General features: G+C 68.5%; 20 protein-coding genes. 7 read left to right on the top strand and 13 right to left on the bottom strand.

The window, feature by feature from the left end; all coding sequences use genetic code 11:
* Position 1 precedes the first annotated feature (1 nt).
* Positions 2 to 1,012 carry a LacI family DNA-binding transcriptional regulator gene (locus ACE1OC_RS32125; protein ID WP_407839930.1) on the top strand — a complete coding sequence of 337 codons (1,011 nt, stop codon included), beginning with the start codon at positions 2 to 4 and terminating at the stop codon, positions 1,010 to 1,012.
* A 66-nt stretch (positions 1,013 to 1,078) separates the two neighbouring features.
* On the opposite strand, the gene prcA is transcribed toward ACE1OC_RS32125, so the two are convergent.
* The 6 genes from prcA to arc all read right to left on the bottom strand — a co-directional run bounded on the left by prcA (position 1,079) and on the right by arc (position 7,251).
* Positions 1,079 to 1,843: a proteasome subunit alpha gene (gene prcA / locus ACE1OC_RS32120; RefSeq protein WP_407839929.1), complete on the bottom strand. Its 765-nt coding sequence runs from the start codon at positions 1,841 to 1,843 to the stop codon at positions 1,079 to 1,081.
* A 50-nt stretch (positions 1,844 to 1,893) separates the two neighbouring features.
* The gene (gene prcB / locus ACE1OC_RS32115; protein ID WP_274552698.1) at positions 1,894 to 2,733 is read right to left on the bottom strand and encodes a proteasome subunit beta; all 840 of its coding nucleotides are present in this window, start codon (positions 2,731 to 2,733) and stop codon (positions 1,894 to 1,896) included.
* Positions 2,685 to 2,918 (bottom strand): endonuclease VII domain-containing protein, encoded by a 234-nt coding sequence (locus ACE1OC_RS32110; protein ID WP_407841748.1) that lies wholly within the window; start codon positions 2,916 to 2,918, stop codon positions 2,685 to 2,687. The genes prcB and ACE1OC_RS32110 overlap by 49 nt, the downstream gene beginning before the upstream one ends.
* Before the next feature lie 396 nt (positions 2,919 to 3,314).
* Complete coding sequence (locus ACE1OC_RS32105; protein ID WP_030294332.1) at positions 3,315 to 3,527, bottom strand: ubiquitin-like protein Pup; 213 nt, start codon at positions 3,525 to 3,527, stop codon at positions 3,315 to 3,317.
* Positions 3,528 to 3,721: 194 nt separating this feature from the next.
* On the bottom strand, positions 3,722 to 5,233 hold the full coding sequence (gene dop / locus ACE1OC_RS32100; RefSeq protein WP_250740358.1) for a depupylase/deamidase Dop: 1,512 nt from the start codon (positions 5,231 to 5,233) through the stop codon (positions 3,722 to 3,724).
* 251 nt (positions 5,234 to 5,484) lie between these two features.
* A complete protein-coding gene (gene arc / locus ACE1OC_RS32095; protein ID WP_250740357.1) occupies positions 5,485 to 7,251 on the bottom strand; it encodes a proteasome ATPase in 1,767 nt (588 codons plus the stop codon).
* 264 nt (positions 7,252 to 7,515) lie between these two features.
* Between arc and ACE1OC_RS32090 the strand changes: the two genes are divergently transcribed.
* Positions 7,516 to 7,848, top strand: a complete 333-nt coding sequence (locus tag ACE1OC_RS32090; RefSeq protein ID WP_351382354.1) for a ferredoxin — start codon at positions 7,516 to 7,518, stop codon at positions 7,846 to 7,848.
* 4 nt (positions 7,849 to 7,852) lie between these two features.
* On the opposite strand, the gene ACE1OC_RS32085 is transcribed toward ACE1OC_RS32090, so the two are convergent.
* The 3 genes from ACE1OC_RS32085 to ACE1OC_RS32075 form a co-directional block, all read right to left on the bottom strand.
* Entirely contained in the window at positions 7,853 to 8,479 is a 627-nt protein-coding gene (locus tag ACE1OC_RS32085) for a hypothetical protein (protein ID WP_407839928.1), read from the bottom strand.
* Between the two features lie 263 nt (positions 8,480 to 8,742).
* Entirely contained in the window at positions 8,743 to 9,702 is a 960-nt protein-coding gene (locus ACE1OC_RS32080) for a tRNA (adenine-N1)-methyltransferase (RefSeq protein WP_407839927.1), read from the bottom strand.
* 18 nt (positions 9,703 to 9,720) lie between these two features.
* Complete coding sequence (locus tag ACE1OC_RS32075) at positions 9,721 to 10,920, bottom strand: site-2 protease family protein (protein WP_407839926.1); 1,200 nt, start codon at positions 10,918 to 10,920, stop codon at positions 9,721 to 9,723.
* Positions 10,921 to 11,096: 176 nt separating this feature from the next.
* Between ACE1OC_RS32075 and ACE1OC_RS32070 the strand changes: the two genes are divergently transcribed.
* Complete coding sequence (locus ACE1OC_RS32070; protein ID WP_407839925.1) at positions 11,097 to 12,038, top strand: RecB family exonuclease; 942 nt, start codon at positions 11,097 to 11,099, stop codon at positions 12,036 to 12,038.
* 75 nt (positions 12,039 to 12,113) lie between these two features.
* The gene (locus ACE1OC_RS32065; protein WP_250740353.1) at positions 12,114 to 12,788 is read left to right on the top strand and encodes a response regulator; all 675 of its coding nucleotides are present in this window, start codon (positions 12,114 to 12,116) and stop codon (positions 12,786 to 12,788) included.
* Between the two features lie 83 nt (positions 12,789 to 12,871).
* Here ACE1OC_RS32065 and ACE1OC_RS32060 read toward each other — a convergent pair whose 3' ends face one another.
* From ACE1OC_RS32060 to metH, 4 genes are all read right to left on the bottom strand, one after another.
* Positions 12,872 to 14,452: an ABC transporter substrate-binding protein gene (locus ACE1OC_RS32060; RefSeq protein ID WP_407839924.1), complete on the bottom strand. Its 1,581-nt coding sequence runs from the start codon at positions 14,450 to 14,452 to the stop codon at positions 12,872 to 12,874.
* 80 nt (positions 14,453 to 14,532) lie between these two features.
* A complete protein-coding gene (locus ACE1OC_RS32055; protein WP_407839923.1) occupies positions 14,533 to 16,137 on the bottom strand; it encodes an ABC transporter substrate-binding protein in 1,605 nt (534 codons plus the stop codon).
* A gap of 482 nt (positions 16,138 to 16,619) precedes the next feature.
* Positions 16,620 to 17,321 carry an HAD family hydrolase gene (locus ACE1OC_RS32050; RefSeq protein WP_250740350.1) on the bottom strand — a complete coding sequence of 234 codons (702 nt, stop codon included), beginning with the start codon at positions 17,319 to 17,321 and terminating at the stop codon, positions 16,620 to 16,622.
* A 162-nt stretch (positions 17,322 to 17,483) separates the two neighbouring features.
* Positions 17,484 to 20,993, bottom strand: coding sequence for a methionine synthase (metH, locus tag ACE1OC_RS32045; protein ID WP_407839922.1), 3,510 nt, complete (start codon positions 20,991 to 20,993; stop codon positions 17,484 to 17,486).
* Between the two features lie 263 nt (positions 20,994 to 21,256).
* Here metH and ACE1OC_RS32040 point away from each other — a divergent pair, with 263 nt between their 5' ends.
* The 3 genes from ACE1OC_RS32040 (at position 21,257) to glpK (ending at position 24,741) form a co-directional block, all read left to right on the top strand.
* Positions 21,257 to 22,024, top strand: a complete 768-nt coding sequence (locus ACE1OC_RS32040; protein WP_407839921.1) for an IclR family transcriptional regulator — start codon at positions 21,257 to 21,259, stop codon at positions 22,022 to 22,024.
* A 329-nt stretch (positions 22,025 to 22,353) separates the two neighbouring features.
* Positions 22,354 to 23,136, top strand: coding sequence for an MIP/aquaporin family protein (locus ACE1OC_RS32035; protein ID WP_407839920.1), 783 nt, complete (start codon positions 22,354 to 22,356; stop codon positions 23,134 to 23,136).
* Positions 23,137 to 23,214: 78 nt separating this feature from the next.
* Positions 23,215 to 24,741, top strand: coding sequence for a glycerol kinase GlpK (gene glpK, locus ACE1OC_RS32030; protein ID WP_250740346.1), 1,527 nt, complete (start codon positions 23,215 to 23,217; stop codon positions 24,739 to 24,741).
* Positions 24,742 to 24,753 lie beyond the last annotated feature (12 nt).

The following is a 24,753-nucleotide window of genomic DNA, read 5'->3' as shown; positions in this document are numbered from 1 at the left end:
TGTGACGAGACCCACCAGCCGCGACGTGGCCACCGCCGCCGGAGTCTCCCAGGCCACCGTCTCCCTCGTCCTCGGCGACAAATGGCGCGGCCGCGTCTCCGAACGCACCGCCGACCACGTCCGCCACACCGCCACCGAACTCGGCTACCGCCCCAACCTCGCCGCCCGCAACCTCCGCCTCGGCTCCACCCGCACCGCCCTCCTCGTCGTCCCCGCCCTCACCAACGAATTCTTCGCCCGCGTCTACACCGGCGCCGCCCGCATCGCCGCCGAACACGGCTTCGGCGTCGTCCTCTACCCCTCCCCCGACGGCACCGGCCCCGCCCGCGACCCCTTCGCCTCCGCCCGCGCCGCCCTCGACGGAGTCATCGCCTCCTCCATGGCCGCAGACGCCCTCCACGCCCTCGGCGGCGACACCCTCCCCCTCGTCATGCTCGACAGCGACCCCACCGCCGACACCGCCGACGCCCACGTCAACCTCGCCATCGCCGACGGCATGCGCCAAACCGCCGAACACCTCCTCGGCCACGGCCACCACCGCTTCCTCCACCTCGCCTCCGCCATCGACTCCTGGACCTTCGACGTCCGCGCGAACGCCCTGGCCGCCCTCCTGCCGATCGGCACCGAGCTGCGCACCGTGCGGGCCCACCTCAGCGTGGAAGCCGCCCGTACGGCCATGGAAGCCGCCCTGGACACCCCCGCGGACCGCCGCCCCACCGCCGTCGTCTGCGACGACGACATCCTCGCCGCCGGCGCCTGCAAGGCCGCCCGCCGCCTCGGCCTGCGCGTCCCCGAAGACCTCTCCGTCACCGGCTTCGACGACCTCGCCCTCGCCACCGCCGTCGAACCGGAACTCACCACCGTCCACCTCCCCGCCGAACGCGTCGGCGAACAGGGCATGACCGCCCTCCTCGCCGTCCTCGAAGGCAGCCCGGGCAGCCTCCGTCCCCCGGTCGACATCCCCGTCCACCTCGTCGTCCGCGACTCCACGGGACCCGCGCCCAGCGTCTGAACACCCGGGAACGCGAAAGCGCCCCCGACCCGAAGGCCAGGGGCGCTCACTCACCACTTGGTACGACTACTCGGCTTCCTCTTCAGGAGTCTCGTCGTTCGACACGGCATCCGCCTGAGCGGCCGCCGGAACGTCCGCCTCCAGCAGCCGCGACAACTGCCGGCCACGGATCCGCTTGAACTTGCGCTGCTGGGCCCGCGTACGGTCCAGCACCGCCACCTCCAGCCGCTCCGCCGGAATCGACTTGTCGGCACCGTTCGCCTGGCTCGACAGCGCCTGCACGGCCAGCTTCAGCGCCTCGGACAGGGTCATCCCGTCCTGGTGCCGCTGGTCGAGGTAGGTACTGATCTGCTCGGCGTTGCCACCCACGGCGACGGACCCGTGCTCGTCGACGATCGACCCGTCGTGCGGCAGCCGGTAGATCTGGTCCCCGGCGGCGGTCGCACCGACCTCCGCCACCACCAGCTCCACCTCGTACGGCTTCTCCCCCGCACTCGAGAAGATCGTGCCGAGCGTCTGCGCGTAGACGTTCGCCAGCCCACGGGCCGTCACATCGTCGCGGTCGTAGGTGTATCCGCGCAGATCCGCGTACCGCACACCGCCGATCCGCAGGTTCTCGTACTCGTTGTACTTGCCGGCGGCCGCGAAGCCGATCCGGTCGTAGATCTCGCTGAACTTGTGCAGCGCACGGGACGGGTTCTCACCGACGAACACGATGCCGTCGGCGTACTGGATCACAACAAGGCTGCGACCGCGGGCGATGCCCTTGCGGGCGTATTCCGCCCGGTCGGCCATGGCCTGCTGGGGTGACACGTAGAACGGAGTCGACACCGGCTTTCCGTCCCTTTCTTCTGGACGACGAGGAAGTCAGAGCGGGCTGGTCAGAGCAGAGCGGCGCGCGGACCGTCGGGCTGCTCCAGCCGCCGGTTCGTGATCTTGCGGGCCAGCTCCGAGGACTCCTCGTCGGTCAGCCTGCGGAATCCCTCGTCGGTCATGACGGTGACGATGGGGTAGATGTGGCGGTAGAGGTCCGGACCGCCCGTGGCCGAGTCGTCGTCGGCGGCGTCGTACAACGCCTGCACGACGAGCGTCGTGGCCTCCTCCTCCGTCAGCTTGGAGTGGTACAGCTTCTTCATCGAGCCGCGCGCGAAGATCGAGCCCGAACCGGTCGCGGCGAAGCCGTGCTCCTCGGAGCGGCCGCCGGTCACGTCGTAGGAGAAGATCCGGCCCTTCTCCTTGGCCTCGTCGTACCCCGCGAAGAGCGGCACGACGGCCAGCCCCTGCATCGCCATCCCGAGGTTGCTCCGGATCATGGTGGAGAGCCGGTTCGCCTTACCTTCGAGGGAGAGGGTCGCCCCCTCCACCTTCTCGAAGTGCTCCAGCTCCAGCTGGAACAGCTTCACCATCTCCACGGCCAGACCGGCGGTGCCGGCGATGCCGACGGCGGAGTACTCGTCCGCCGGGAACACCTTCTCGATGTCCCGCTGCGCGATCATGTTCCCCATGGTCGCCCGCCGGTCACCGGCGAGCACGACCCCGCCGGGGAAGGTGGCGGCCACGATGGTCGTCCCGTGCGGCGCCTCGATGACCCCGTCGGGCAGCTTCCGGTTGCCCGGGAGCATCTCGGGCTGGTGCGCGCCCAAGAAGTCCATGAAGGACGACGACCCCGGCGTCAGGAAGGCTGCCGGCAGACGCCCTGTGCTTCGAATGTTGGGTTCCACAGGTTTCCTTCCAGATATGAGACGACCCTACGAGCTGCGTCGGGATCGTCTCCCAACTTGCCGATGGCCGTGTTGCAGTTGAAGCAAAGTACGCCTCGGACCCTACCCGTGGTGTGGCAGTGATCCACATGTACCGCCGGGCGCTTTTTGCAGATCAAGCAGATACCGCCCTGAGCGGCGATCATCTCGTCGCGATCGGCCTCGGTCATGCCGTACGAACGCTTGAGATGCCCCGCCCGGCTTTCGACTGCTCGGCACGCCTTACAACGTGTCGACAATCCGTCGGAGGCCGTCTTGTTCCGGTCCCATTCCGAGTGCGGCTTGATCTCCTTGCATCGGCGGCAGAATTTGTGCCCCACGGGCACTTCGACACGGGGACGCACATTCTTCCCCCTGGCTATCTGCCGCTGCTGGTGATACTCGGCTGCGCACGGCCTGCAGTAGCACTGCAGGCCGTCACGCATGGCCCGGTTAGAAGCGAAATCATCGAGCGGCTTGATCAGTTCACACCGAGCGCACCGCTTACCGACCTCCGACACTCACCCTCCCCGAAGAGTGTCACCTTCGAATCGAAGGTGAAATCACTCTCCACCCTTCTGAACGAAGGACCGCACGAAGTCCTCGGCGTTCTCCTCGAGCACATCATCGATTTCATCGAGTACCGAGTCGACGTCGTCGGAGAGCTTTTCCTGCCGCTCCTTGAGGTCGGTCGATTCTTCGACCGCGGCCTCCTCGACCTCCTCGGTCGAGCGCTGCGCCTTCTGCTGTCCGCCGCCGGTGTCCTTGGTCGCCATGTCTAGCTCACCCCGCTCGGTTCGCACGCTCACGTGAAAGACCCCGCGAATTCGGGATCCCTCAAGATCAGACTCTACGTCGGACCCTACAAGGAGGGTCCGACATCCGTCCCGGTACTTTCATAACGTCCGGGTGTCTTCATGATTCCCGGGCCGGGGGCCTTTCAGCCCCCGCCCGGGGGGCCGGAAGGGGCCTACCGCCCCGACAGCACCCGGACCAGGTCCTCCGCCGTACGACAGCGGTCCAGGAGCTCCTTCACGTGGGCCCGCGTGCCCCGCAGGGGCTCCAGGGTCGGGACCCGCTGGAGGGAGTCGTGGCCCGGCAGATCGAAGATCACCGAGTCCCACGAGGCCGCCGCCACGTCGTCCGCGTACTGCTCCAGGCACCGCCCCCGGAAGTACGCCCGGGTGTCCTCCGGCGGCTTGCTCTGCGCCCGCTCCACCGCCGGCTCCTCCAGCAGCCGCTTCATCTTGCCGCGGGCCACCAGGCGGTTGTACAGCCCCTTCTCGGGCCGTACGTCCGCGTACTGGAGGTCCACCAGGTGCAGGCGCGCCGCGTCCCAGCCGAGGCCGTCCCGGCGCCGGTAGCCCTCGAGGATCTCCCGCTTCGCGATCCAGTCGAGCTCCCCCGACAGGCTCATCGGGTCGGTTTCCAGCCGGCCCAGCACGTCCTCCCAGCGGGCCAGCACATCCTTGGTCTGCTCGTCCGCGTCGGAGCCGAAACGCTCCTCCACGTACTTCCTGGCCAGCTCGTAGTACTCCATCTGAAGCTGTACGGCGGTCAGCGTCCGCCCGCTGCGCAGCGTGATGAGGTGCTGGAGGTCGGGGTCGTGGGAGACCTGGTGGAGGGTGCGTACGGGCTGGTCCACGGCGAGGTCGACGTTGATGTAGCCGTCTTCGATCATGGACAGGACGAGCGCGGTGGTGCCGAGCTTGAGGTAGGTGGAGATCTCGGAGAGGTTGGCGTCTCCGATGATCACGTGGAGCCGGCGGTACTTCTCGGCGTCCGAGTGCGGTTCGTCCCGGGTGTTGATGATGGGGCGCTTGAGGGTGGTCTCCAGCCCGACCTCGACTTCGAAGTAGTCGGCGCGCTGGCTGATCTGGAAGCCGTGTTCGCGGCCGTCCTGGCCGATGCCCACGCGGCCGGCGCCGGTGAAGACGAGCCGGGAGACGAAGAAGGGGGTGAGGTGGCGCACGATGTCCGAGAAGGGGGTTTCCCGCTTCATCAGGTAGTTCTCGTGCGTGCCGTAGGAGGCGCCCTTGTTGTCGGTGTTGTTCTTGTAGAGGTGGATCGGCTGGGCCCCGGGGAGCTGGGCGGCCCTGACGGCGGCCTCGGCCATGATCCGCTCGCCGGCCTTGTCCCAGAGGACGGCGTCGAGCGGGTTGGTGATCTCCGGGGAGCTGTATTCGGGGTGTGCGTGGTCGACGTAGAGGCGTGCGCCGTTGGTGAGGATGACGTTGGCGAGGCCGATGTCCTCGTCGGTGAGCTGGCTGTTGTCGGCGGCCTCGCGGGCGAGGTCGAAGCCGCGGGCGTCCCGCAGCGGGTTCTCCTCCTCGAAGTCCCAGCGGGCGCGTCGCGCCCGGTGCATCGCCGCCGCGTAGGCGTTGACGATCTGGGACGAGGTGAGCATGGCATTGGCGTTCGGGTGCCCCGGGACGGAGATCCCGTACTCCGTCTCGATCCCCATTACTCGCCGTACGGTCATGCGGCCCTCCTTGCCCGGCGGCGCTCCCGTTCGGGAGCGGCGCTCAAGTACCGCTGGTGCTCCGGTGCGTCGTGTGCGGTGCCCGTCCCCGCACTGCGCGACCTGCGGTATGGAAGAGCCTAGAACCACTCCGCGCTGGTGGGGAGATCATTTCAGTCATTGACTTTGCCCTGTCACCGGCTGAAAAGAGCGTTTGGTAAAGCAGTCGGCTGCGGGTGCCCTTGCCGGGCGCCCGCAGCCGGCCCGCTTTGTCAGAGGTACTGACCGGTGTTGGCCACCGTGTCGATGGAGCGTCCGGTGTCCGCGCCTTGCTTTCCGGTGACGAGGGTGCGGATGAATACGATCCGCTCGCCCTTCTTTCCGGAGATTCGGGCCCAGTCGTCGGGGTTGGTGGTGTTGGGCAGGTCTTCGTTCTCCTTGAACTCGTCCACGCAAGCCTGGAGGAGATGGGCGACGCGAAGGCCCTTCTGGTTGTGCTCGAGGAAGGCCTTGATGGCCATCTTCTTCGCACGGTCCACGATGTTCTGGATCATCGCGCCCGAGTTGAAGTCCTTGAAGTAGAGGACTTCCTTGTCGCCGTTGGCGTACGTGACCTCGAGGAAGCGGTTTTCCTCGGTTTCGGCGTACATCTGCTCGACGACGGTCTGGATCATGCTGTGGACGGTTTCGGCCGTGGAGCCCTGGTGCTCGCCGAGGTCGTCGGTGTGCAGGGGCAGGGTGGCCTTGAGGTACTTCGCGAAGATGTCCTTGGCGGCCTCGGCGCCGGGGCGCTCGATCTTGATCTTCACGTCGAGCCGGCCGGGGCGCAGGATGGCCGGGTCGATCATGTCCTCGCGGTTGGAGGCGCCGATGACGATGACGTTCTCCAGGCCTTCCACGCCGTCGATCTCGGCGAGCAGCTGGGGGACGATGGTGTTCTCCACGTCCGAGCTGACTCCGGATCCGCGGGTGCGGAAGAGGGATTCCATCTCGTCGAAGAAGACGATGACGGGGGTGCCCTCGCTCGCCTTCTCCCTCGCACGCTGGAAGACGAGGCGGATGTGCCGCTCGGTCTCGCCGACGTACTTGTTGAGGAGTTCGGGGCCCTTGATGTTCAGGAAGTAGGACTTCCCGGTGGGCTGGCCGGTGACTTCGGCGACCTTCTTGGCAAGGGAGTTGGCCACGGCCTTGGCGATGAGCGTCTTGCCGCAGCCGGGGGGGCCGTAGAGCAGGATGCCCTTGGGGGGCCGCAGTTCGTGTTCCTTGAAGAGGTCGGGGTAGAGGTAGGGGAGCTCGACGGCGTCGCGGATCAGTTCGATCTGGTCGCCCAGGCCGCCGATCTTGTCGTAGTCGATGTCCGGGACCTCTTCGAGGACGAGGTCTTCGACCTCGCTCTTGGGGACGATCTCGTAGACGTAGCCGGAGCGGGGTTCGAGCAGCAGGGAGTCGCCGGGGCGGATGGTGACGTCCAGGAGCGGCTCGGCGAGCCTCACCACCCTTTCCTCGTCGGTGTGCCCGACCACCAGGGCGCGCTCGCCGTCCTCGAGGATTTCCTTGAGGGTGACGATGTCCCCGGCCCGTTCGAACTCCATGGCCTCGACCACGTTGAGGGCCTCGTTGAGCATGACCTCCTGGCCGCGCCGGAGGTCTTCCGGTTCGACGCTGGGGCTCACGTTCACGCGGAGCTTTCGGCCGCCGGTGAAGATGTCGACGGTTCCGTCTTCGTTCGACTGCAGGAAGACTCCGAAGCCGGCCGGCGGCTGTGCGAGCCGGTCGACTTCTTCCTTGAGGGCCACGATCTGGTCGCGGGCCTCGCGCAGGGTGTTCGCCAGCCGCTCGTTCTGTGCGGAGACGCCTGCCAGGTTTGTCTGGAGCTCGACGATCCGCTCTTCGAGAATCCTCGTGTGTCGCGGAGAGTCGGCGAGCTTACGTCGCAGGACGGCGATTTCCTGCTCGAGATAGGCAACCTGGCCGGCGGGGTCCTCAGACCCTCGCCCGGGCCGGATGCCGCGGTTGATGTCGTCGTCGTGGGCTGCCACGGTCCTCACCTCCTCCAAGGGGAGCTGGACGCTTTCTGACCCTACCTGGGCTGGTGGTGATTGAAACCCCTAGATCACAAAGACGGTAGGGGTGTGTCCGATCTTCACCCTTGCGTACTCCCTCCCGTCAAGGAAATACCCACCCATCAACATCGGAAAGCAGCCGGTTGTAAGGTCGAACTGTTCAACACCCGTCAGAGCTCGTGCGACTTGCTGCGCGTTGTGACCGGGATGGATCACTCAGAGCAGGGAACGGCAGGAGATATGACCGTGCAGCAGGAGGCAGCCACCGGGCAGAACGCGGGTGCCGCCGGCGTGGCCGGAGAGCCGCTCGAGGTCTGGATCGACCAGGACCTCTGCACTGGCGACGGCATCTGTGTGCAGTACGCACCGGAGGTGTTCGAGCTGGACATCGATGGTCTGGCGTACGTGAAGAGCCCTGCCGACGAGTTGCTCGTGGAGGCGGGGGCGACCACTCCGGTTCCGCTGGTGCTGCTGCAGGACGTGGTGGATTCCGCGAAGGAATGTCCCGGGGATTGCATCCACGTAAGGCGGGTTTCGGACAGGGTCGAAGTTTTCGGTCCAGACGCGGAGTGACGGTTCAAACACCTGTGGGGGTCGAATCCGTAAGCTCCTGGCGGAATTTTCCGCCGGTCCAGCGCCACTTGGCGAGCTGCTTGGTGTCGGGGCTGTAGCGGGGCACTTCGGGCGAGGAGTACCCGAGGAGGCTCGCGGTGACCACGCCCTCGCGCACGGTGAGATCGGTCGCGGTCTGCTTGCGGCCGGCTTCGAGGAGTGTGGCGACGACGCGGGGCTTCGCGGCTTTCGCCGGGTCCTGGGCGAGGACGTAGATCGCGTGTGGCGGGGTGCCCGAGCCGGCGTCGCAGCGGACGGCCGCCACGGTTTCGGGGCGGCCGTCGCCGTCGAGGTCGCCTTCTGCGGTGGCCGTGACGGCCTGCGGGGCGCCCTTGCAGTCCAGGGGGTACGTGACGGCGTGCGCGTCGGGAGCGGCCGCGGTGGCGGCCTGTTGGCCTTGGTCCGGGCCGGCCTGACCCGTGGGGCGTGCCGGGTCCGCGGAGGCTCCGGTGGCCGGGGCGGGTTGCAGGAGTCCGGCGGCGGCTATGACGGCGGCGAGGGCCGAGGCGGTGGCCAGCCAGTGGACGGGCCGGGCCCGGTGGTGCGCCGGGGTGGGGGTGCTCGGCGCCGGCTCGGCGGGGCTGTGCGGCACGCGGGGTGTCTCCTGTGCGAAGGGTGACGGGGAGCCAGCATCGTGCCACACCTCACATCGAGGTGGAACGGGTGGGTCCGGACCGGTCGGGCCGCTCGCGCGGGACCGGCCCGTAGGGCAACGAAAAGACGCCGTGCCGCAGTTCCCGGATGGTCCGAGGGAACTGCGGCACGGCGTCTTCGTGTTGTCGGTGCGGGTCGCCCTGCCGGGTGGCCGGGCGGTCCTCGGGCCCTCGGGTCCTCGGGCCCTCAGCGGCTAGCGGCTCAGGCTGCGTCGCCGCTGCCGGCGGTGGTCTCGACCGAGGCCGTGGCGGCCGTCTCCGCGGTCTTGGCGGCGGACTGGCTGCCGGGGCCGTCGTAGTCCTCGCCGTAGGCGCCCTTGGAGGGGCGGCGGCGGCGCATGGGCGGCTCGACGCCGTCGGCGAGGCGCCGGGCGGTGACGAGGAAGCCGGTGTGGCCGATCATGCGGTGGTCCGGGCGGACGGCCAGGCCCTCGACGTGCCAGTTGCGGATCATCGATTCCCAGGGCTGCGGTTCGGCGTAGCAGCCGAACTCGCGGATGGATTCGACGGTCCGGGAGAGCTGGGTGGTGGTGGCCACGTAGCAGCAGAGGATGCCGCCGGGGACCAGCGCCTTGGAGACGGCCTCCAGGCACTCCCAGGGGGCGAGCATGTCGAGGATCACGCGGTCGACGTCCGTGTCGGACAGGTTGTCCTGGAGGTCGCCCACGGTCAGCTGCCACGCGGGGTGCGGGCCGCCGAAGTAGCGCTCGACGTTGGCCGTGGCGATCTCGGCGAAGTCGGGGCGGCGCTCGTAGCTGTGGAGCATGCCCTGGTCGCCGATGGCGCGCAGCAGGAAGCTGCTCAGGGAGCCGGAGCCGACGCCCGCTTCCACGACGCGGGCGCCGGGGAAGATGTCGGCGAAGGCCAGGATCTGGCCTGCGTCCTTGGGGTAGACCACGGCGGCACCGCGGGGCATGGACAGGACATAGTCGGGGAGCAGGGGACGCAGCGCGAGGTAGGCGACGTTGCCCGTGGTACGGACAACGCTTCCCTCGGGGGAGCCGATCAGCTCGTCGTGCGGGAAGGAACCCTTGTGGGTGTGGAAATTCTTCCCGGCTTCGAGCGTGAACGTGTAGTGGCGGCCCTTGGGGTCGGTGAGCTGTACCTGGTCCCCGACCTCGAAGGGCCCGCGTCGGCGGGCGGCACCGGTCGGTTCGGACATGTGACCAGTGTATTGGCTTCAGGACTGGGGCCGCGCCATGGCCTTCACGAAGGCCTTTTCCACGTCGAGGGTGGAGAGGACGCCGTAGATGGCGCCGTCGGGCTGGAGGACGAGGTATTCGGTGGCGGGGGTGGCTCGGAGGTGGTCGAGGAGTTCTTCGCCGCCGAGGTCCGCTGAAACCTTCATGCCGTCGGTGAGGTCTTGGGCGAGGGTGCCGGCTGCGACCCAGGGGCGGCGGTGTTCGGGGACGGAGGCGATGGCGCTCTCGCGGACGATGCCGGTGGGGTCTCCGAGTCCGTCGACGATGACGAGGGCGCGGGCGCCGGCTTCGTTGGCGCGGCGGAGGGCTTCGGAGAGGGGGGTGGCGTTCTCCACGGGGATGGCGCGGCGGGTGAGTTTGCGGGCGTGGAGTTCCGGGAGGTGTTCGCGCAGGCGGGCGACGCGGAGGCTGTTGCCGGCGCCGGTCCAGATGATGGCGGCGAGGATGGCGGCGAGGAGGGCGTCCATGACGGTGTCCATGCCGCCGATGTCGTCGGCGGGGTTGCCGAGGGTCCCGGTGTAGTTCAGGAGGGGCAGGCCGAGGAGGACGGCGACGGCGAGGGCGCGGCCGGCCCAGGCGGCGGCGATGGTGCCGGTCATGGGTTTGCCGGTGATGCCCCAGATGACGGCGCGGAGCATGCGGCCGCCGTCGAGGGGGAGGCCGGGGAGGAGGTTGAAGGCGGCGACGAGGAGGTTGGAGATCATGAGGCCGGCGAGGAGGACGCCCGGGACGCTGGCGGGTTCGACGGATTTCATGCCGAGGTAGAAGGCGCCGGCGAGGAGGAGCGAGAGGAGGGGGCCGACGAAGGCGAGGACGAATTCGCGGCCGGGGGTTTCGGATTCCTTCTCGATCTCGGAGACGCCGCCGAAGAACTGGAGCTGGATGCGGCGTACGGGGAGTTTGAAGCGGAGGGCGGCGATGGTGTGGGCGAGTTCGTGGACGAGGACCGAGGCGTAGAAGGCGACGGCGAAGAAAAGGGCCACGAGGTAGCGCAGGATGCCGAGGTCGGGCAGGATCCGGTCGAGCTGGTCGCCGAAGACCCAGGTGATGAGGGCGGCGACGAGGAACCAGCTGGGCGAGACGTAGACGGGCACGCCGAAGGGGCGGCCCATGAGGAGTCCGCCGCCCGGTCCTGAGCGCCGGCCCGCGCGCTCGCCGGTTTCGTCGGTGTCTGCCACGGTTGTCCTTCGTTCGCTGCTGTCCGGTGCGGTGGTGCGCCGGTGGTTCTGGTGTCTTTTTCCCGTGGTGTCGGGGTGCGCCGTTGCGCGGTGTGATGCTCCGATCATGCAGTGCGAGGGGGGTCGGCGTCGATGGTATGCGCGTGCTGTCGGTGGCGGGTCGTAGGGTTTTGTCTATGACGACGAGCCCCGGCAGCGGTCCGGACGATGCAGTGACCAGTCCCGTGCCCGGTTCGGTGCCCGGTCCCGTCCCCGATCCCGTACCCGGTTCGGTGCCCGCGCAGGCGGTGGCCGTGGCGCCTTCTTCGCTGTCGCCTTCGCGGGCGAGCGATTTCATGCGGTGTCCGCTGTTGTACCGGTTCCGTGTGATCGACAAGTTGCCGGAGAAGCCGAGTGCGGCGGCGACGCGGGGGACGTTGGTGCACGCGGTGCTGGAGCGGCTTTTCGATCATCCGGCGGCGGAGCGGACGGCGCCGCGGGCGAAGGCGTTGATTCCGGGGCAGTGGGATCGGCTGGTGGAGTCGAAGCCGGAGTTGTTGGAGCTGTTCCCGGGGGGTGACGAGGGGGCGGGGCTGGCGCGCTGGCTGACGGAGGCCGAGGCGTTGGTGGACCGGTGGTTCACGTTGGAGGACCCGACGCGGCTGGAGCCGGTGGAGCGGGAGTTCTTCGTGGAGACGGAGCTGGAGTCGGGGCTTCGGCTGCGCGGGATCATCGACCGGGTGGACGTGGCGCCGACGGGTGAGGTGCGGATCGTCGATTACAAGACGGGGAAGGCGCCGCGGCCGGAGTATGCCGAGGGTGCGCTGTTCCAGATGAAGTTCTACGCGCTGGTGGTGTGGCGGTTGAAGCGGGTGGTGCCGCGGCGGCTGCAGCTGGTGTACCTGGGCAGTGGGGACGTGATCACGTACGACCCGGTGATCGAGGATCTGGAGCGGATGGAGCGCAAGCTGCTGGCGCTGTGGGAGGCGATCCGGGAGGCGACGGAGACGGGTGACTGGCGGCCGCGGCAGTCGAAGCTGTGCGGCTGGTGTGATCATCAGGCGGTGTGTCCGGAGTTCGGTGGTACTCCCCCGGTCTATCCGCTGGCGCTGCCGTCCGCCGGGCGGGGCGAATCCTGATCTTGGTGGCAGGGCAGAATGGGCGGGGTTCCCCGTTGGGGTCCGATCGATTCCGATGAACGCGAGGTAGACCCCGTGGCGATCCGCGTACTGCTGGTCGACGATCAGCCGCTGCTGCGCACCGGTTTCCGGATGATCCTGGAGGCCGAGGAGGACTTGGCGGTGGTCGGCGAGGCCGGGGACGGTCTGCAGGCGCTGGACCAGGTGCGGGCGTTGCAGCCCGATGTGGTGCTGATGGACATCCGGATGCCGCGGATGGACGGGGTGGAGGCGACGCGGCAGATCACGGGTCCGGGGCGGGACGGTCCGGCGAAGGTGCTGGTGCTGACGACGTTCGATCTGGACGAGTACGTGGTGGAGGCGCTGCGGGCGGGGGCCAGTGGGTTCTTGCTGAAGGACGCGCCGGCGGCGGAGCTGGTGCAGGCGATCCGGGTGGTGGCGGGTGGCGAGGCGATGCTGGCGCCGAGCATCACGCGGCGGTTGCTGGACAAGTACGCGGGGCACCTGCCCTCGGGTGAGGACAGCGTTCCGGACATGATCGCTTCGTTGACGGAGCGCGAGGTCGAGGTGTTGAAGCTGGTGGCCCGCGGGCTGTCGAATGCGGAGATCGCGGCGGATCTGTTCGTGAGCGAGACGACGGTGAAGACACATGTGGGTCACGTGCTGACGAAGCTGGGTCTGCGTGACCGGGTGCAGGCGGCGGTGTACGCGTACGAGAGCGGTCTGGTGCGTCCGGGGGCCGGTCAGTAGGCGGCTCTGGTCGCCGTTTCGCAGGTACGGGTACGGGCCCGCTTCCGCTGGTGCGGAGGCGGGCCCGTTGTCGTGCCGGGTGCTCAGCCCTTGCTGATCTCCCAGAAGCGGAAGACGGTGGAGGCGTCGAGGGACCACTGCAGGCCGGTCACGTTCTGGCGGGTGACGGCGTACTGCTTGCTCTGCCAGAGCGGGAGGAGCGGGATCTCGTCGGCGACGATGTCCTGGAGGCGGGCGTAGTCGCCGCTGGCGGAGGAGCGGTCGGACTTGGCGGAGGTCGCCGGGATGATCGTCCCGGTGATCTCCTTGTTGTCGTAGTTGTTGTGCAGGACGTTGTCGGGGCCGAAGAAGGGCTGCGTGAAGTTGTCGGCGTCGGGGTAGTCGGGGACCCAGCCCTTGACGTAGACGCCGTACTTGCCGTCCTGGATGTCCTTCTCGTACTGCTCGAACTCGACTGATTTGACGTCGGCTTCGAAGAGGCCGCTGTCGTTGAGCTGCTTGGCGATGAGCTGGAATTCCTGGTCGGTCGAGGGGCCGTAGCGGGTGGGCGTCGAGTACAGGGTGATCTTGACCTTGTCCTTGATGCCGGCTGCGCGGAGGGCGGCCTTGGCCTTCTCGGGCTGGGGGGTGCCGCCGTAGCGGTCGAAGAAGGCGGTGGTGTGGGAGGCGATGCCGGCCGGGACGATGGAGTAGAGCGGCGTTGCGGTGCCGTCGTAGACCTCTCGGACGAGGGCTTCGCGGTCGACGAGGTAGGCGATGGCCTTGCGGACGGGGAGCTTTCCGGCGACGGGGTCGGCCGTGTTGAAGACGAGGTGTTCGACTTCGGCGCCGGCGCCCTGGACGACTTCGACCTTCTGGTCGCCGGTCTGGGTGGCGAGGCCGGCGATGTCCTTGGCGGCGAGGCCGCGGAAGGCGAAGTCGACGTCTCCGCTTTCGAGGACCTTCTTGAGGGCGGCCTGGTCCTCGTTGAAGAACTTCATGGTGACGCCGCTGTTCTTCGGCTTGGCCTTGCCGCTGTAGGTGTCGTTGACGGAGAAGGCGGCGCTCTTGTCGTTGATGGAGTCCAGTTTGTAGACGCCGGAGCCGAAGGCCTTGCCGTCGGTGCGGAGCTTGTCCGCCGGGTACTGGGTGTGGTCGACGATGGAGCCGGCGCCCGACGCGATCTTGCTGGGGAAGGTCGCGTCGGGGGCCTTGAGGTGGAAGACGACGGTCTTGTCGTCGGGGGTGTCGATGCTGCCGATCGACGCGAGCATGACGGCGGGGCCGTTCTCGTCGTTGATCTTGAGGGTGCGCTCGAAGGAGTACTTGACGTCCTTGGAGGTGAGGCTGTTGCCGTTGCTGAACTTCAGGCCGCCGCGCAGGGTGCAGGCGTAGGTCTTGCTCTCGCCGCCCTCGAAGCCGCAGGACTGTGCGGCGTCGGGTTCGGGGTTGGTGCCGCCCTTGGGGAAGCTGAGCAGGGACTGGAAGACGTTGTTGAAGAGCAGCCAGGAGCCGGGGTCGTAGCCCGAGGCGGGGTCGGTGGCCTTCACCTTGTCGGATATGCCCATGACGACGCCCTTGCCGCTGCCGGCGTTGGAGCCGTCCGTCGCACCGCAACCGCTCAGCAGCGCGGCGGCGGTGGCCGCTCCGAGGGGGGCTGCCAACCACTGGTTCCGTGTCTTCACGCGAACATCCTTCTCAGTCTTACTGGCTCGTCTGGTTCTGGTGCCCGGGGGTGTGGGCACCGGGGCCCGGTGCCGGGGTGTCAGCCGCTGACGCCGCGGCCGAGTTCCCACAGCTGGAGGTCGGAGATGGCGTTGACCGACCACTCCACTCCGGTGATCCCGTCGCGTGCGGCGACGTACTGCTTGCCCTGCCACAGGGGCAGGACGGGTACGTCCTCGGCGACGATGTCCTGCATCTCCGCGATCGCGGGTCCGGCGACGCCCCGGTCGACGGCGCGGCGCGATTCGGGGATGAGCTTGGTGCGCACCGTGGTGTTGGCGTACGGGGTGCCGAGGAAGTTGTCCTGCTCCAGGAAGGGGGCGAGGAAGTTGTCGGCGTCGGGGTAGTCGGGGAACCAGCCGAGCCCGTAGGCGGCGTAGTCGCCCTTCTTCTGCGCGGGCCTGAAGGCGGCCCAGTCGGCGCCCTGGACGGTGATGTCGAAGAGCTGGGTGGAGTTCAGCTGGGCCTTGAGGGCTTCGAACTCGGCCGCGGTGCCGTCGCCGTAGTGGTCGTTGGTGTAGTTGAGGGTCAGCTTGACCGGGGTTTTGATCCCGGCGGCCTTCAGCAGGTCGGCGGCCTTGGCGGTGTTGGCTTCGCCGTACTTGTTGAAGAAGGAGTTGACGTGGCCGCTCACGGTGGTGGGGACCAGTGAGTACAGGGGCTGCGCGGACTTGCCGTAGACCTTGGTGATGAGGGCGTTGCGGTCGACGGCTGCGGCGAGGGCCTGGCGTACGGCCTTGTCCTTGACTCCGGGGGCCTCGGTGTTGAAGCCGATGTAGCGGATCTCCAGGCCGGGCATGGGGACGAGCTTGATGCCCTTGGGGGGCTTGGCGGAGAGTTCGGTGATCTGGGCGGGCGACAGGGTGCGCGAGACCATGTGGACGGCTCCGCGCTCCAGGGCCTTGCCCATGGCGTCGGAGTCGTCGAAGGTGCGCAGTTCGGCCTTGTCGTTCTGGAGCTTGAGATCGCCCTTGTAGTGGGGGTTCTTGGTGAAGACGGCGCGGACGAGGCGGTTGTCCTTGACTTCGGCCTTCATCGTGTAGGGGCCGGAGCCGTCGACGGTGAAGCCGGTGCGGAGCTTCTTGGCGTCGTACTTCTTGGCGCTGACGATGCCCGCGGCGGGGGTGGAGAGCTTCTGCGGGAAGGTGGCGTCGGCGGTCTTGAGGTGGAAGACGACGGTGTCGGTGCCCTTGGTCTCGACGGTGTCGACGGTGGAGAGCAGCGAGGAGGGGCCGTTCTCGTCCTTGATGGCGAGGACGCGTTCGATGGAGAACTTGACGTCCTGCGCGGTGAGGGGGGTGCCGTCGGCGAAGGTGAGGCCGGGGCGCAGGACGCAGCGGTAGCTCTCGTTGCCGGTGTCGGTGAAGCGGCAGTTGTGCGCTGCTTCGGGGACGGGCTGGCCGCCGCCTCGCGGGGTGTGCATCAGCGTCTGGACGGTCTGGCGGAGGATGTTCCAGGTGCCGGCGTCGTAGGCGTAGGCGGGGTCGAGCGGGGCGGGGGCGTAGTCGGCTGCCTCGAACCGGTCGGTGGTGCCGACGACGATCGTTCCGGATCCTGCTCCTGTGCCGCTGGTGCTGCCGCAGGCGGTCAGCGCGGGGGTGAGCAGTCCGGCGGCTGCCGTCAGCGCCATGGTCTTGCGGTTCATGCTGGAAGTACTCCCTCGACCCGGCACTTGTTCAAAGCTGGCGTGGAGGGCATCGCGACGGTCGCCCGTTCTGGGCGGAACGATCGGGCCGGTGGTGTGACGATCGGTCCACGCGGTTCCGGAAACAGGGGTGTGTGTCCGGGACGGCTGAGGTGCGGCGCAGTGCCCGCATCGACATTAGTGGCCTGCGGAGGGGTGGCTTGAACCGTGTGGAGCGGGGGTGTTGTCGCTCTGTTGCGGGAGTTGACCGGGCGGTGTGCGCGGGGTGGTGCGCAGATTCGGTCAGGTGCTGATCAATGGGGACACAAGGGGTGGCGCGGGAGGGCGCGCAGTGGTGCGAAGGGGTCTTTGCGGGTGACAAAGGTCACCCGGGACAACTCCCCCGGTAGGGATGGAATTTCGGCCTCCGGGGAAGTGCACGGGAGATCCGCCCGCGGGACCTTGGTCCTGGGGTCGGATCTCCCGGTACGGAGCGTGCGCGGTCAGTTCAGCGGAGTGATGAGGGAGCGCAGGAAGGGCAGGTCGACGTCTTCGAGGGAGCCGACGATGGTGCGGCCCGGGGCGGGTGCGATCCGGCCCACGGAGGGGATGGCGACGACCCTGCATCCGGCGGCTTCGGCGGCGGCGACGCCGGTGGCGGTGTCCTCGATGACGGCGCAGCGGGAGGGGTGGGCGCCGAGGGTGTGGGCGGCGAGGAGGTAGGGGTCGGGGTGCGGCTTGGTGCGCGTGACCTCGTCGCCGGCGACGGTCATGGTGAAGCGGTCGCGGCCGAGGGTGAGCAGGACCTGGTCGATGACGCGCCGGTGGGAGGCGGAGACCAGGGCGGTGGGGACGTTGTGCCGGGCCAGTTCGCTCAGGAGGCGTTCGGCGCCGGGCATGAGGGGTACGCGGTCGGCGATGCGGGCTTCGAAGCGCTCGTTGAGCAGGACCGTGAGTTCGGCGAGGCCGATGTCGGCGCCGGTGGATTCGATGAGGAAGCCGGCGCTGCGGGTCATGGGGCCGCCGACGACGACGTCGCGCCAGGATTCGTCGAGGCGGTGGCCGAGTTCGCCGAAGACGCCGACTTCGATCTCCCACCAGAAGCCCTCGGTGTCGACGAGGGTGCCGTCCATGTCGAGCAGCACCGCCTGCAGGGCGTGCCCGTCGGCCGTACGGGCGACGGGGGCGGGGACTGTGCTCGTCATGCGCGCACCTTTCGGGGGGTCCGTTGGGGACGAGAAGGCCGGTCACCTCACCTCCGGGGGCGTGTCCGGGGGAACAGGTGACCGGCCTGTATGGGACCGACTAGTGTACGCCGGTCCGTCTCGATGTGCGTTGAATTACGTCTCGGCGTGCGTCGAGGCGTCTCAGCGTGCGTTGAAGTACTTGGCTTCGGGGTGGTGGATGACGATGGCGTCGGTGGACTGCTCGGGGTGGAGCTGGAACTCCTCGGAGAGGTGGACGCCGATGCGCTCGGGCTGGAGGAGGTCGGCGATCTTGGCGCGGTCCTCCAGGTCGGGGCAGGCGCCGTAGCCGAGGGAGAAGCGGGCGCCGCGGTACTTCAGGTCGAACATGTCCTCGACCTTGGCGGGGTCCTCGCCGCCGAAGCCGAGCTCGGCGCGGACGCGGGCGTGCCAGTACTCGGCCATGGCCTCGGCGAGCTGGACGGAGAGGCCGTGGAGCTCCAGGTAGTCGCGGTAGGAGTCGGACTCGAACAGCTTGGCCGTGGCTTCGCCGATCTTGGAGCCGACGGTGACGACCTGGAGGCCGACGACGTCGGTCTCGCCGGACTCTTCGGGGCGGAAGAAGTCGGCGAGGCACAGGCGGCGGCCGCGGCGCTGGCGCGGGAAGGTGAAGCGGGTCCGCTCGTTGCCGGCTTCGTCGAGGATGATCAGGTCCTCGCCCTTGGAGACGCAGGGGAAGTAGCCGTAGACGACGGCGGCCTCGAGGAGGTTCTCGGTGTGCAGCTTGTCCAGGAGGCCGCGCAGGCGCGGGCGGCCCTCGCTCTCGACGAGCTCCTCGTAGGTGGCTCCGCCGGCGCGGGCCTGCTTGAGGCCCCACTGGCCCTTGAACAGGGCGCCCTCGTCGAGCCAGGAGGCGTAGTCCTTGAGCGGGATGCCCTTGACGACGCGGGTGCCCCAGAACGGCGGGGTGGGGACGGGGTTGTCGGTGGAGGTGTCCGAGCGGCCGCCGGGCTCTTCGGTCTCCTCGACCTGGAGCGGAGTGTCGCGCTTGGCGACGCGGCGCTGCTTGAGTTCGGGCAGGCTGGCGCCGGGGACTCCGCGCTTCACGGCGATGAGGGCGTCCATGAGGCGCAGGCCTTCGAAGGCGTCGCGGGCGTAGCGGACCTCGCCCTCGTAGATTTCGTGGAGGTCCTGTTCGACGTAGGCGCGGGTGAGGGCGGCGCCGCCGAGGATGACCGGGTAGTCGGCCGCCAGCTTGCGCTGGTTGAGCTCCTCCAGGTTCTCCTTCATGATCACCGTGGACTTGACCAGCAGACCGGACATGCCGATGACGTCGGCCTTGTGTTCCTGCGCGGCTTCGAGGATCGCGGAGACCGGCTGCTTGATACCGATGTTGACCACGTTGTAGCCGTTGTTGGTCAGGATGATGTCGACGAGGTTCTTCCCGATGTCGTGGACGTCGCCACGGACGGTGGCCAGGACGATGGTGCCCTTGCCCTCGTCGTCGCTCTTCTCCATGTGCGGCTCCAGATGAGCCACCGCGGTCTTCATGACTTCGGCGGACTGCAGGACGAACGGCAGCTGCATCTGGCCGGAGCCGAACAGCTCGCCGACGACCTTCATGCCCTCCAGCAGGGTGTCGTTGACGATGTCGAGGGCGGGGCGGGTCTGGAGGGCCTCGTCGAGATCGGCGTCCAGACCGTTCTTCTCACCGTCGATGATGCGGCGCTGCAGACGCTCGTCGAGCGGCAGCGCGAGGAGTTCCTCGGCGCGGCCGGCCTTCATCGACTTCGTGTTGACGCCCTCGAAGAGGGCCATCAGCTTCTGCAGCGGGTCGTAGCCCTCGGCGCGCCGGTCGTAGATCAGGTCGAGGGCGGTGGTGACCTGTTCGTCGTCGAACCGGGCGATCGGCAGGATCTTCGACGCGTGCACGATCGCGGAATCCAGGCCCGCCTTGACGCACTCGTCGAGGAAGACCGAGTTCAGCAGGACGCGGGCGGCCGGGTTGAGACCGAAGGAAATGTTGGAGAGGCCGAGCGTGGTCTGGACGTCGGGGTGGCGGCGCTTGAGCTCACGGATCGACTCGATCGTGGCGATGCCGTCCTTGCGCGACTCCTCCTGACCGGTGCAGATGGTGAAGGTCAGGGTGTCGATGAGGATGTCCGACTCGAGGATCCCCCAGTTCCCGGTCAGGTCCTCGATGAGGCGCTCGGCGATGGCGACCTTGTGCTCGACGGTCCGGGCCTGGCCCTCCTCGTCGATGGTCAGCGCGATCAGCGCGGCGCCGTGTTCCTGGGCCAGGCCGGTGACCTTCGCGAAACGGGACTCCGGGCCGTCGCCGTCCTCGTAGTTCACCGAGTTGATGACGGCGCGGCCGCCGAGCTTCTCCAGGCCCGCCTGGAGGACGGGAACCTCCGTGGAATCCAGGACGATGGGCAGGGTGGAGGCGGTCGCGAAGCGTCCGGCGAGCTCCCGCATGTCGGCGACGCCGTCACGGCCGACGTAGTCCACGCACAGGTCGAGCATGTGCGCGCCCTCGCGGATCTGGTCGCGGACCATCTCCACGCAGTCGTCCCAGCGGGCTTCGAGCATGGCCTCACGGAACTTCTTCGACCCGTTGGCGTTCGTGCGCTCACCGATCGCCATGTACGAGATGTCCTGGCGGAAGGGGACGGTCTGGTAGAGCGAGGAGGCGCCGGGCTCGGGGCGGGGGTCGCGGACGGCCGGGTTCAGGCCGCGGACGCGCTCGACGACCTGGCGCAGGTGCTCGGGGGTGGTGCCGCAGCAGCCGCCGACCAGCGACAGCCCGTAGTCCCGGACGAAGGTCTCCTGGGCGTCGGCGAGCTCGCTCGCGGACAGCGGGTAGTGCGCGCCGTTCTTGCCGAGGACGGGCAGGCCGGCGTTGGGCATGCAGGAGAGCGGGATGCGGGAGTTGCGCGCGAGGTAGCGCAGGTGCTCGCTCATCTCGGCGGGGCCAGTGGCGCAGTTCAGGCCGATCATGTCGATGCCCAGGGGCTCCAGCGCGGTCAGCGCGGCGCCGATCTCCGAGCCGAGGAGCATCGTGCCGGTGGTCTCCACCGTCACCGAGCAGATCAGCGGGACGGAGACACCGAGGGCCTCCATGGCACGGCGGGCACCCACGATGGACGACTTCGTCTGCAGAAGATCCTGAGTGGTCTCCACGAGGAGCGCGTCGGCGCCACCGGTGATCAAGCCCTCGGCGTTGATCTGGTAGGCGTCGCGGATGGTTCCGTAATCGATGTGACCCAGGGTGGGCAGCTTCGTGCCCGGGCCCATCGAGCCCAGCACCCAGCGCTGCTGCCCGGTGGAGACGGTGAACTCGTCGGCGATCTCACGGGCGATCCGGGCGCCGGCCACCGACAGCTCATGGTTGCGCTCCGCGATGTCGTACTCGGCGAGGGCCGCGTAGTTCGTGCCGAAGGTGTTGGTCTCGACGCAGTCGACACCAGCCTCGAAGTACTCACGGTGCACATTGGCCACGATGTCGGGACGCGTGACGTTGAGGACCTCGTTGCAGCCTTCGAGCTGTTCGAAGTCGTCCAGGGTGGGGTCCTGGGCCTGGAGCATGGTTCCCATGGCTCCGTCGGCGACGACCACGCGGGTCTTCAGTGCCAGGCGGAGGGCATCGGCCCGGGTCTGGGTGTCTGCGGGCGGGTTCGGCAACGAGGCCATGGTTGAGCTCCCTGGGATGCGACGGCTGTCGGCTTTGCACCCCCTCTGTGTCAAGGGTGCACGCGGCCAGGGTAACGGTGCATACCCGGCCCCGGTGAGGGTGTCCCACGTGGCGGACTGCATTCTGTGCCCGTGCGGCGGCGACTTCCGGCCGGGGTGTCCTGGGCCACTCGTATCGGTGGACTCTGCCCTCATCATGCACAAAGTCGGCATCGACCGATAGTGTTCAGCATTGTCGAACTACGTCAGCAGGAGGCTGCGCGATGGCACGGAACATCCAGTCGCTCGAACGAGCCGCTGCGATGCTGCGGCTCCTGGCGGGCGGCGAGCGCCGGCTGGGGCTCTCGGACGTCGCCTCCTCCCTTGGCCTGGCCAAGGGCACGGCGCACGGGATCCTGCGCACGCTGCAGGCCGAGGGCTTCGTGGAGCAGGACCCGGCTTCGGGCCGCTACCAGCTCGGCGCGGAGCTGCTCCGCCTGGGCAACAGCTATCTGGACGTCCACGAGCTGCGGGCGCGCGCCCTGGTGTGGACGGACGATCTGGCCCGCGCGAGTGGGGAGAGCGTGTACGTGGGGGTGCTACACAAGAGCGGGGTGCTGATCATGCACCACGTGTTCCGGCCCGACGACAGCCGTCAGGTGCTGGAGGTGGGGGCCATGCAGCCGCTGCATTCCACGGCCCTGGGCAAGGTGCTGTCGGCGTACGACCCGGTGGCGCACACGCAGGTCCTCGAGGTGGAGCGGGAGTCCTTCACCCCGCGGACGGTCACGGACGGCGTGGGCTTCGAGGAGGTCCTGGACCTGATCCGGGCCCGCGGCTGGGCCAGTGACATCGAGGAGACCTGGGACGGGATCGCCTCGGTGGCGGCGCCGATCCACGACCGCCGCAGGATGCCGGTCGGCGCGGTGGCCGTCGCGGGGGCCGTGGAGCGGGTGTGCGGGGAGTCCGGAGAGCCCCGGGCGTCGCTGGTGGCCTCCGTACGGGACTGTGCGCGGGCGGTTTCGCGCGATCTCGGGGCGGGCCGGTTCTGACCTTGGCATGACCTCATCGCTTCGCCCGAACCACCCAATGGCCGCGCAAAAGTGGCATTTGGGTGGTTCTTGGCGTTTGATGATCAACGAATGGCCTAATTTGTTCGATCGCACCGGCCGGTAACGATCCGGCTCATTGGCCTGGTCAACTCTTGACGCCCACTTCACCTGGGCGGAAAACTGCCGTTCATCGGTCGGCAATGCCGAACACCTACCGGCAATACGCGTTAGGGTGTGGCAAGGCCAAGGACCGGTGCAGCACTCACCGAGTGCGTGGACCGCCGGAGGGACCCGGCGGCCACCACCCCTGAACGACAAAGGAGTCGCGGGTGTCCAGCTCCGACATCTTCATCGGCGAGACCATCGGTACCGCCCTGCTCACCCTGCTCGGTGGCGGCGTGTGCGCCGCACTGACGCTCAAGAGCTCCAAGGCCCGCGGCGCCGGCTGGCTCGCGATCACCTTCGGCTGGGGTTTCGCCGTCCTGATCGCCGCCTACGTCTCCGCACCGCTCTCCGGTGCACACCTGAACCCGGCGGTCACCGTCGGCATCGCGATCAAGGACGGCGCCTGGGGCGACGTTCCGGTCTACTTCGCCGGCCAGCTGCTCGGCGCCATGATCGGCGCGGTTCTGATGTGGCTCGCCTACTACGGCCAGTTCCGGGCGCACCTGTCCGACCCGGAGCACATCCGTGACGCGAAGCTCGGCCCCGAGGACCCGCACCCGCACGACGTGGCCGGCCCGGTGCTCGGGATCTTCTCCACGGGCCCCGAGATCCGCAACGTCGTCCAGAACCTGACGACCGAGATCATCGGCACCGCCGTCCTGGTCCTGGCCATCCTGACCCAGGGCCTGCAGGACGACGGCAAGGGCCTCGGCGTGATCGGCGTCCTGATCACCTCGTTCGTGGTGGTCGGCATCGGCCTCTCGCTCGGCGGCCCGACCGGCTACGCCATCAACCCGGTCCGCGACCTCGGCCCGCGCATCGTCCACGCCCTGCTGCCGCTGCCCAACAAGGGCGGCTCGGACTGGGGCTACTCCTGGATCCCGGTCCTCGGCCCCCTCGCGGGCGCCGCGCTCGCCGGCGGTCTGTACAACATCGCGTTCGCCTGATCAGCAATCGGCACCACGGCACCTCCCGCACCGCCATTCTGATTCCGCCTACTTCGACACCTGCCAGGAGCAGCCACCATGACCACCAGCACCGGCCCCTTCATCGCCGCGATCGACCAGGGCACCACCTCCTCCCGCTGCATCGTCTTCGACCGTGACGGCCGCATCGTCGCCGTCGACCAGAAGGAGCACGAGCAGATCTTCCCGAAGCCGGGCTGGGTCGAGCACGACGCCACCGAGATCTGGACCAACGTCCAGGAGGTCGTCGCCTCGGCCATCGCGAAGGCGGAGATCACCGCGGCGGACGTCAAGGCCGTCGGCATCACCAACCAGCGCGAGACCACCGTGCTGTGGGACAAGAACACCGGCGAGCCGGTCCACAACGCGCTGGTCTGGCAGGACACCCGCACCGACGCCCTGTGCAAGGAGCTCGGCCGCAACGTCGGCCAGGACCGCTTCCGCCGCGAGACCGGCCTGCCGCTGGCGAGCTACTTCGCCGGCCCCAAGGTCCGCTGGCTGCTCGACAACGTCGAGGGCCTGCGCGAGCGCGCCGAGGCCGGGGACATCCTCTTCGGCACCATGGACTCCTGGGTCATCTGGAACCTCACCGGCGGCGCCCAGGGCGGTGTGCACGTCACCGACGTCACCAACGCCTCGCGCACCATGCTGATGAACCTGCACACCCTGGCCTGGGACGAGAAGATCGCCGAGTCCATGGACGTGCCGCTCAACGTCCTCCCGGAGATCAAGTCCTCCGCCGAGGTCTACGGCCACGTCAAGGAGGGCGTCCTCGCGGGCGTCCCGGTCGCCTCGGCGCTCGGCGACCAGCAGGCCGCGCTGTTCGGCCAGACCTGTTTCGCCGAGGGCGAGGCGAAGTCCACGTACGGCACCGGAACGTTCATGCTCATGAACACCGGCGACAAGATCATCAACTCCTACAGCGGCCTGCTGACCACGGTCGGCTACCAGATCGGCGACCAGCAGCCGGTCTACGCGCTGGAGGGCTCCATCGCCGTCACCGGCTCGCTCGTCCAGTGGATGCGCGACCAGATGGGCCTGATCAAGTCCGCGGCCGAGATCGAGACCCTGGCCTCCTCCGTCGAGGACAACGGCGGCGCGTACTTCGTGCCGGCCTTCTCCGGCCTGTTCGCCCCGTACTGGCGCTCCGACGCCCGCGGCGTGATCACCGGCCTCACCCGGTACGTCACCAAGGCGCACATCGCCCGTGCCGTCCTGGAGGCCACCGCCTGGCAGACCCGCGAGATCACCGACGCCATGACCAAGGACTCGGGCGTCGAGCTCGCCGCCCTCAAGGTCGACGGCGGCATGACCTCCAACAACCTGCTGATGCAGACGCTCTCGGACTTCCTGGACGCCCCCGTGGTGCGCCCGATGGTCGCCGAGACCACCTGCCTCGGCGCGGCCTACGCCGCCGGCCTGGCCGTCGGCTTCTGGCCCGACACCGACGCCCTGCGCGCCAACTGGCGCCGCGCGGCGGAGTGGACCCCGCGGATGCCCGCCGAGCAGCGGGAGCGCGAGTACAAGAGCTGGCTCAAGGCCGTCGAGCGGTCCATGGGCTGGGTCGACGACGAAGACGCCAGCTGACCGCACGGCCGG

The organism is Streptomyces stoeckheimensis (assembly GCF_045822005.1).
Classification (GTDB): Bacteria; Actinomycetota; Actinomycetes; order Streptomycetales; family Streptomycetaceae; genus Streptomyces; species Streptomyces stoeckheimensis.
The sequence above is the reverse complement of the archived record's forward strand: the minus strand, read 5'-3'. Positions and strand labels throughout refer to the sequence as shown.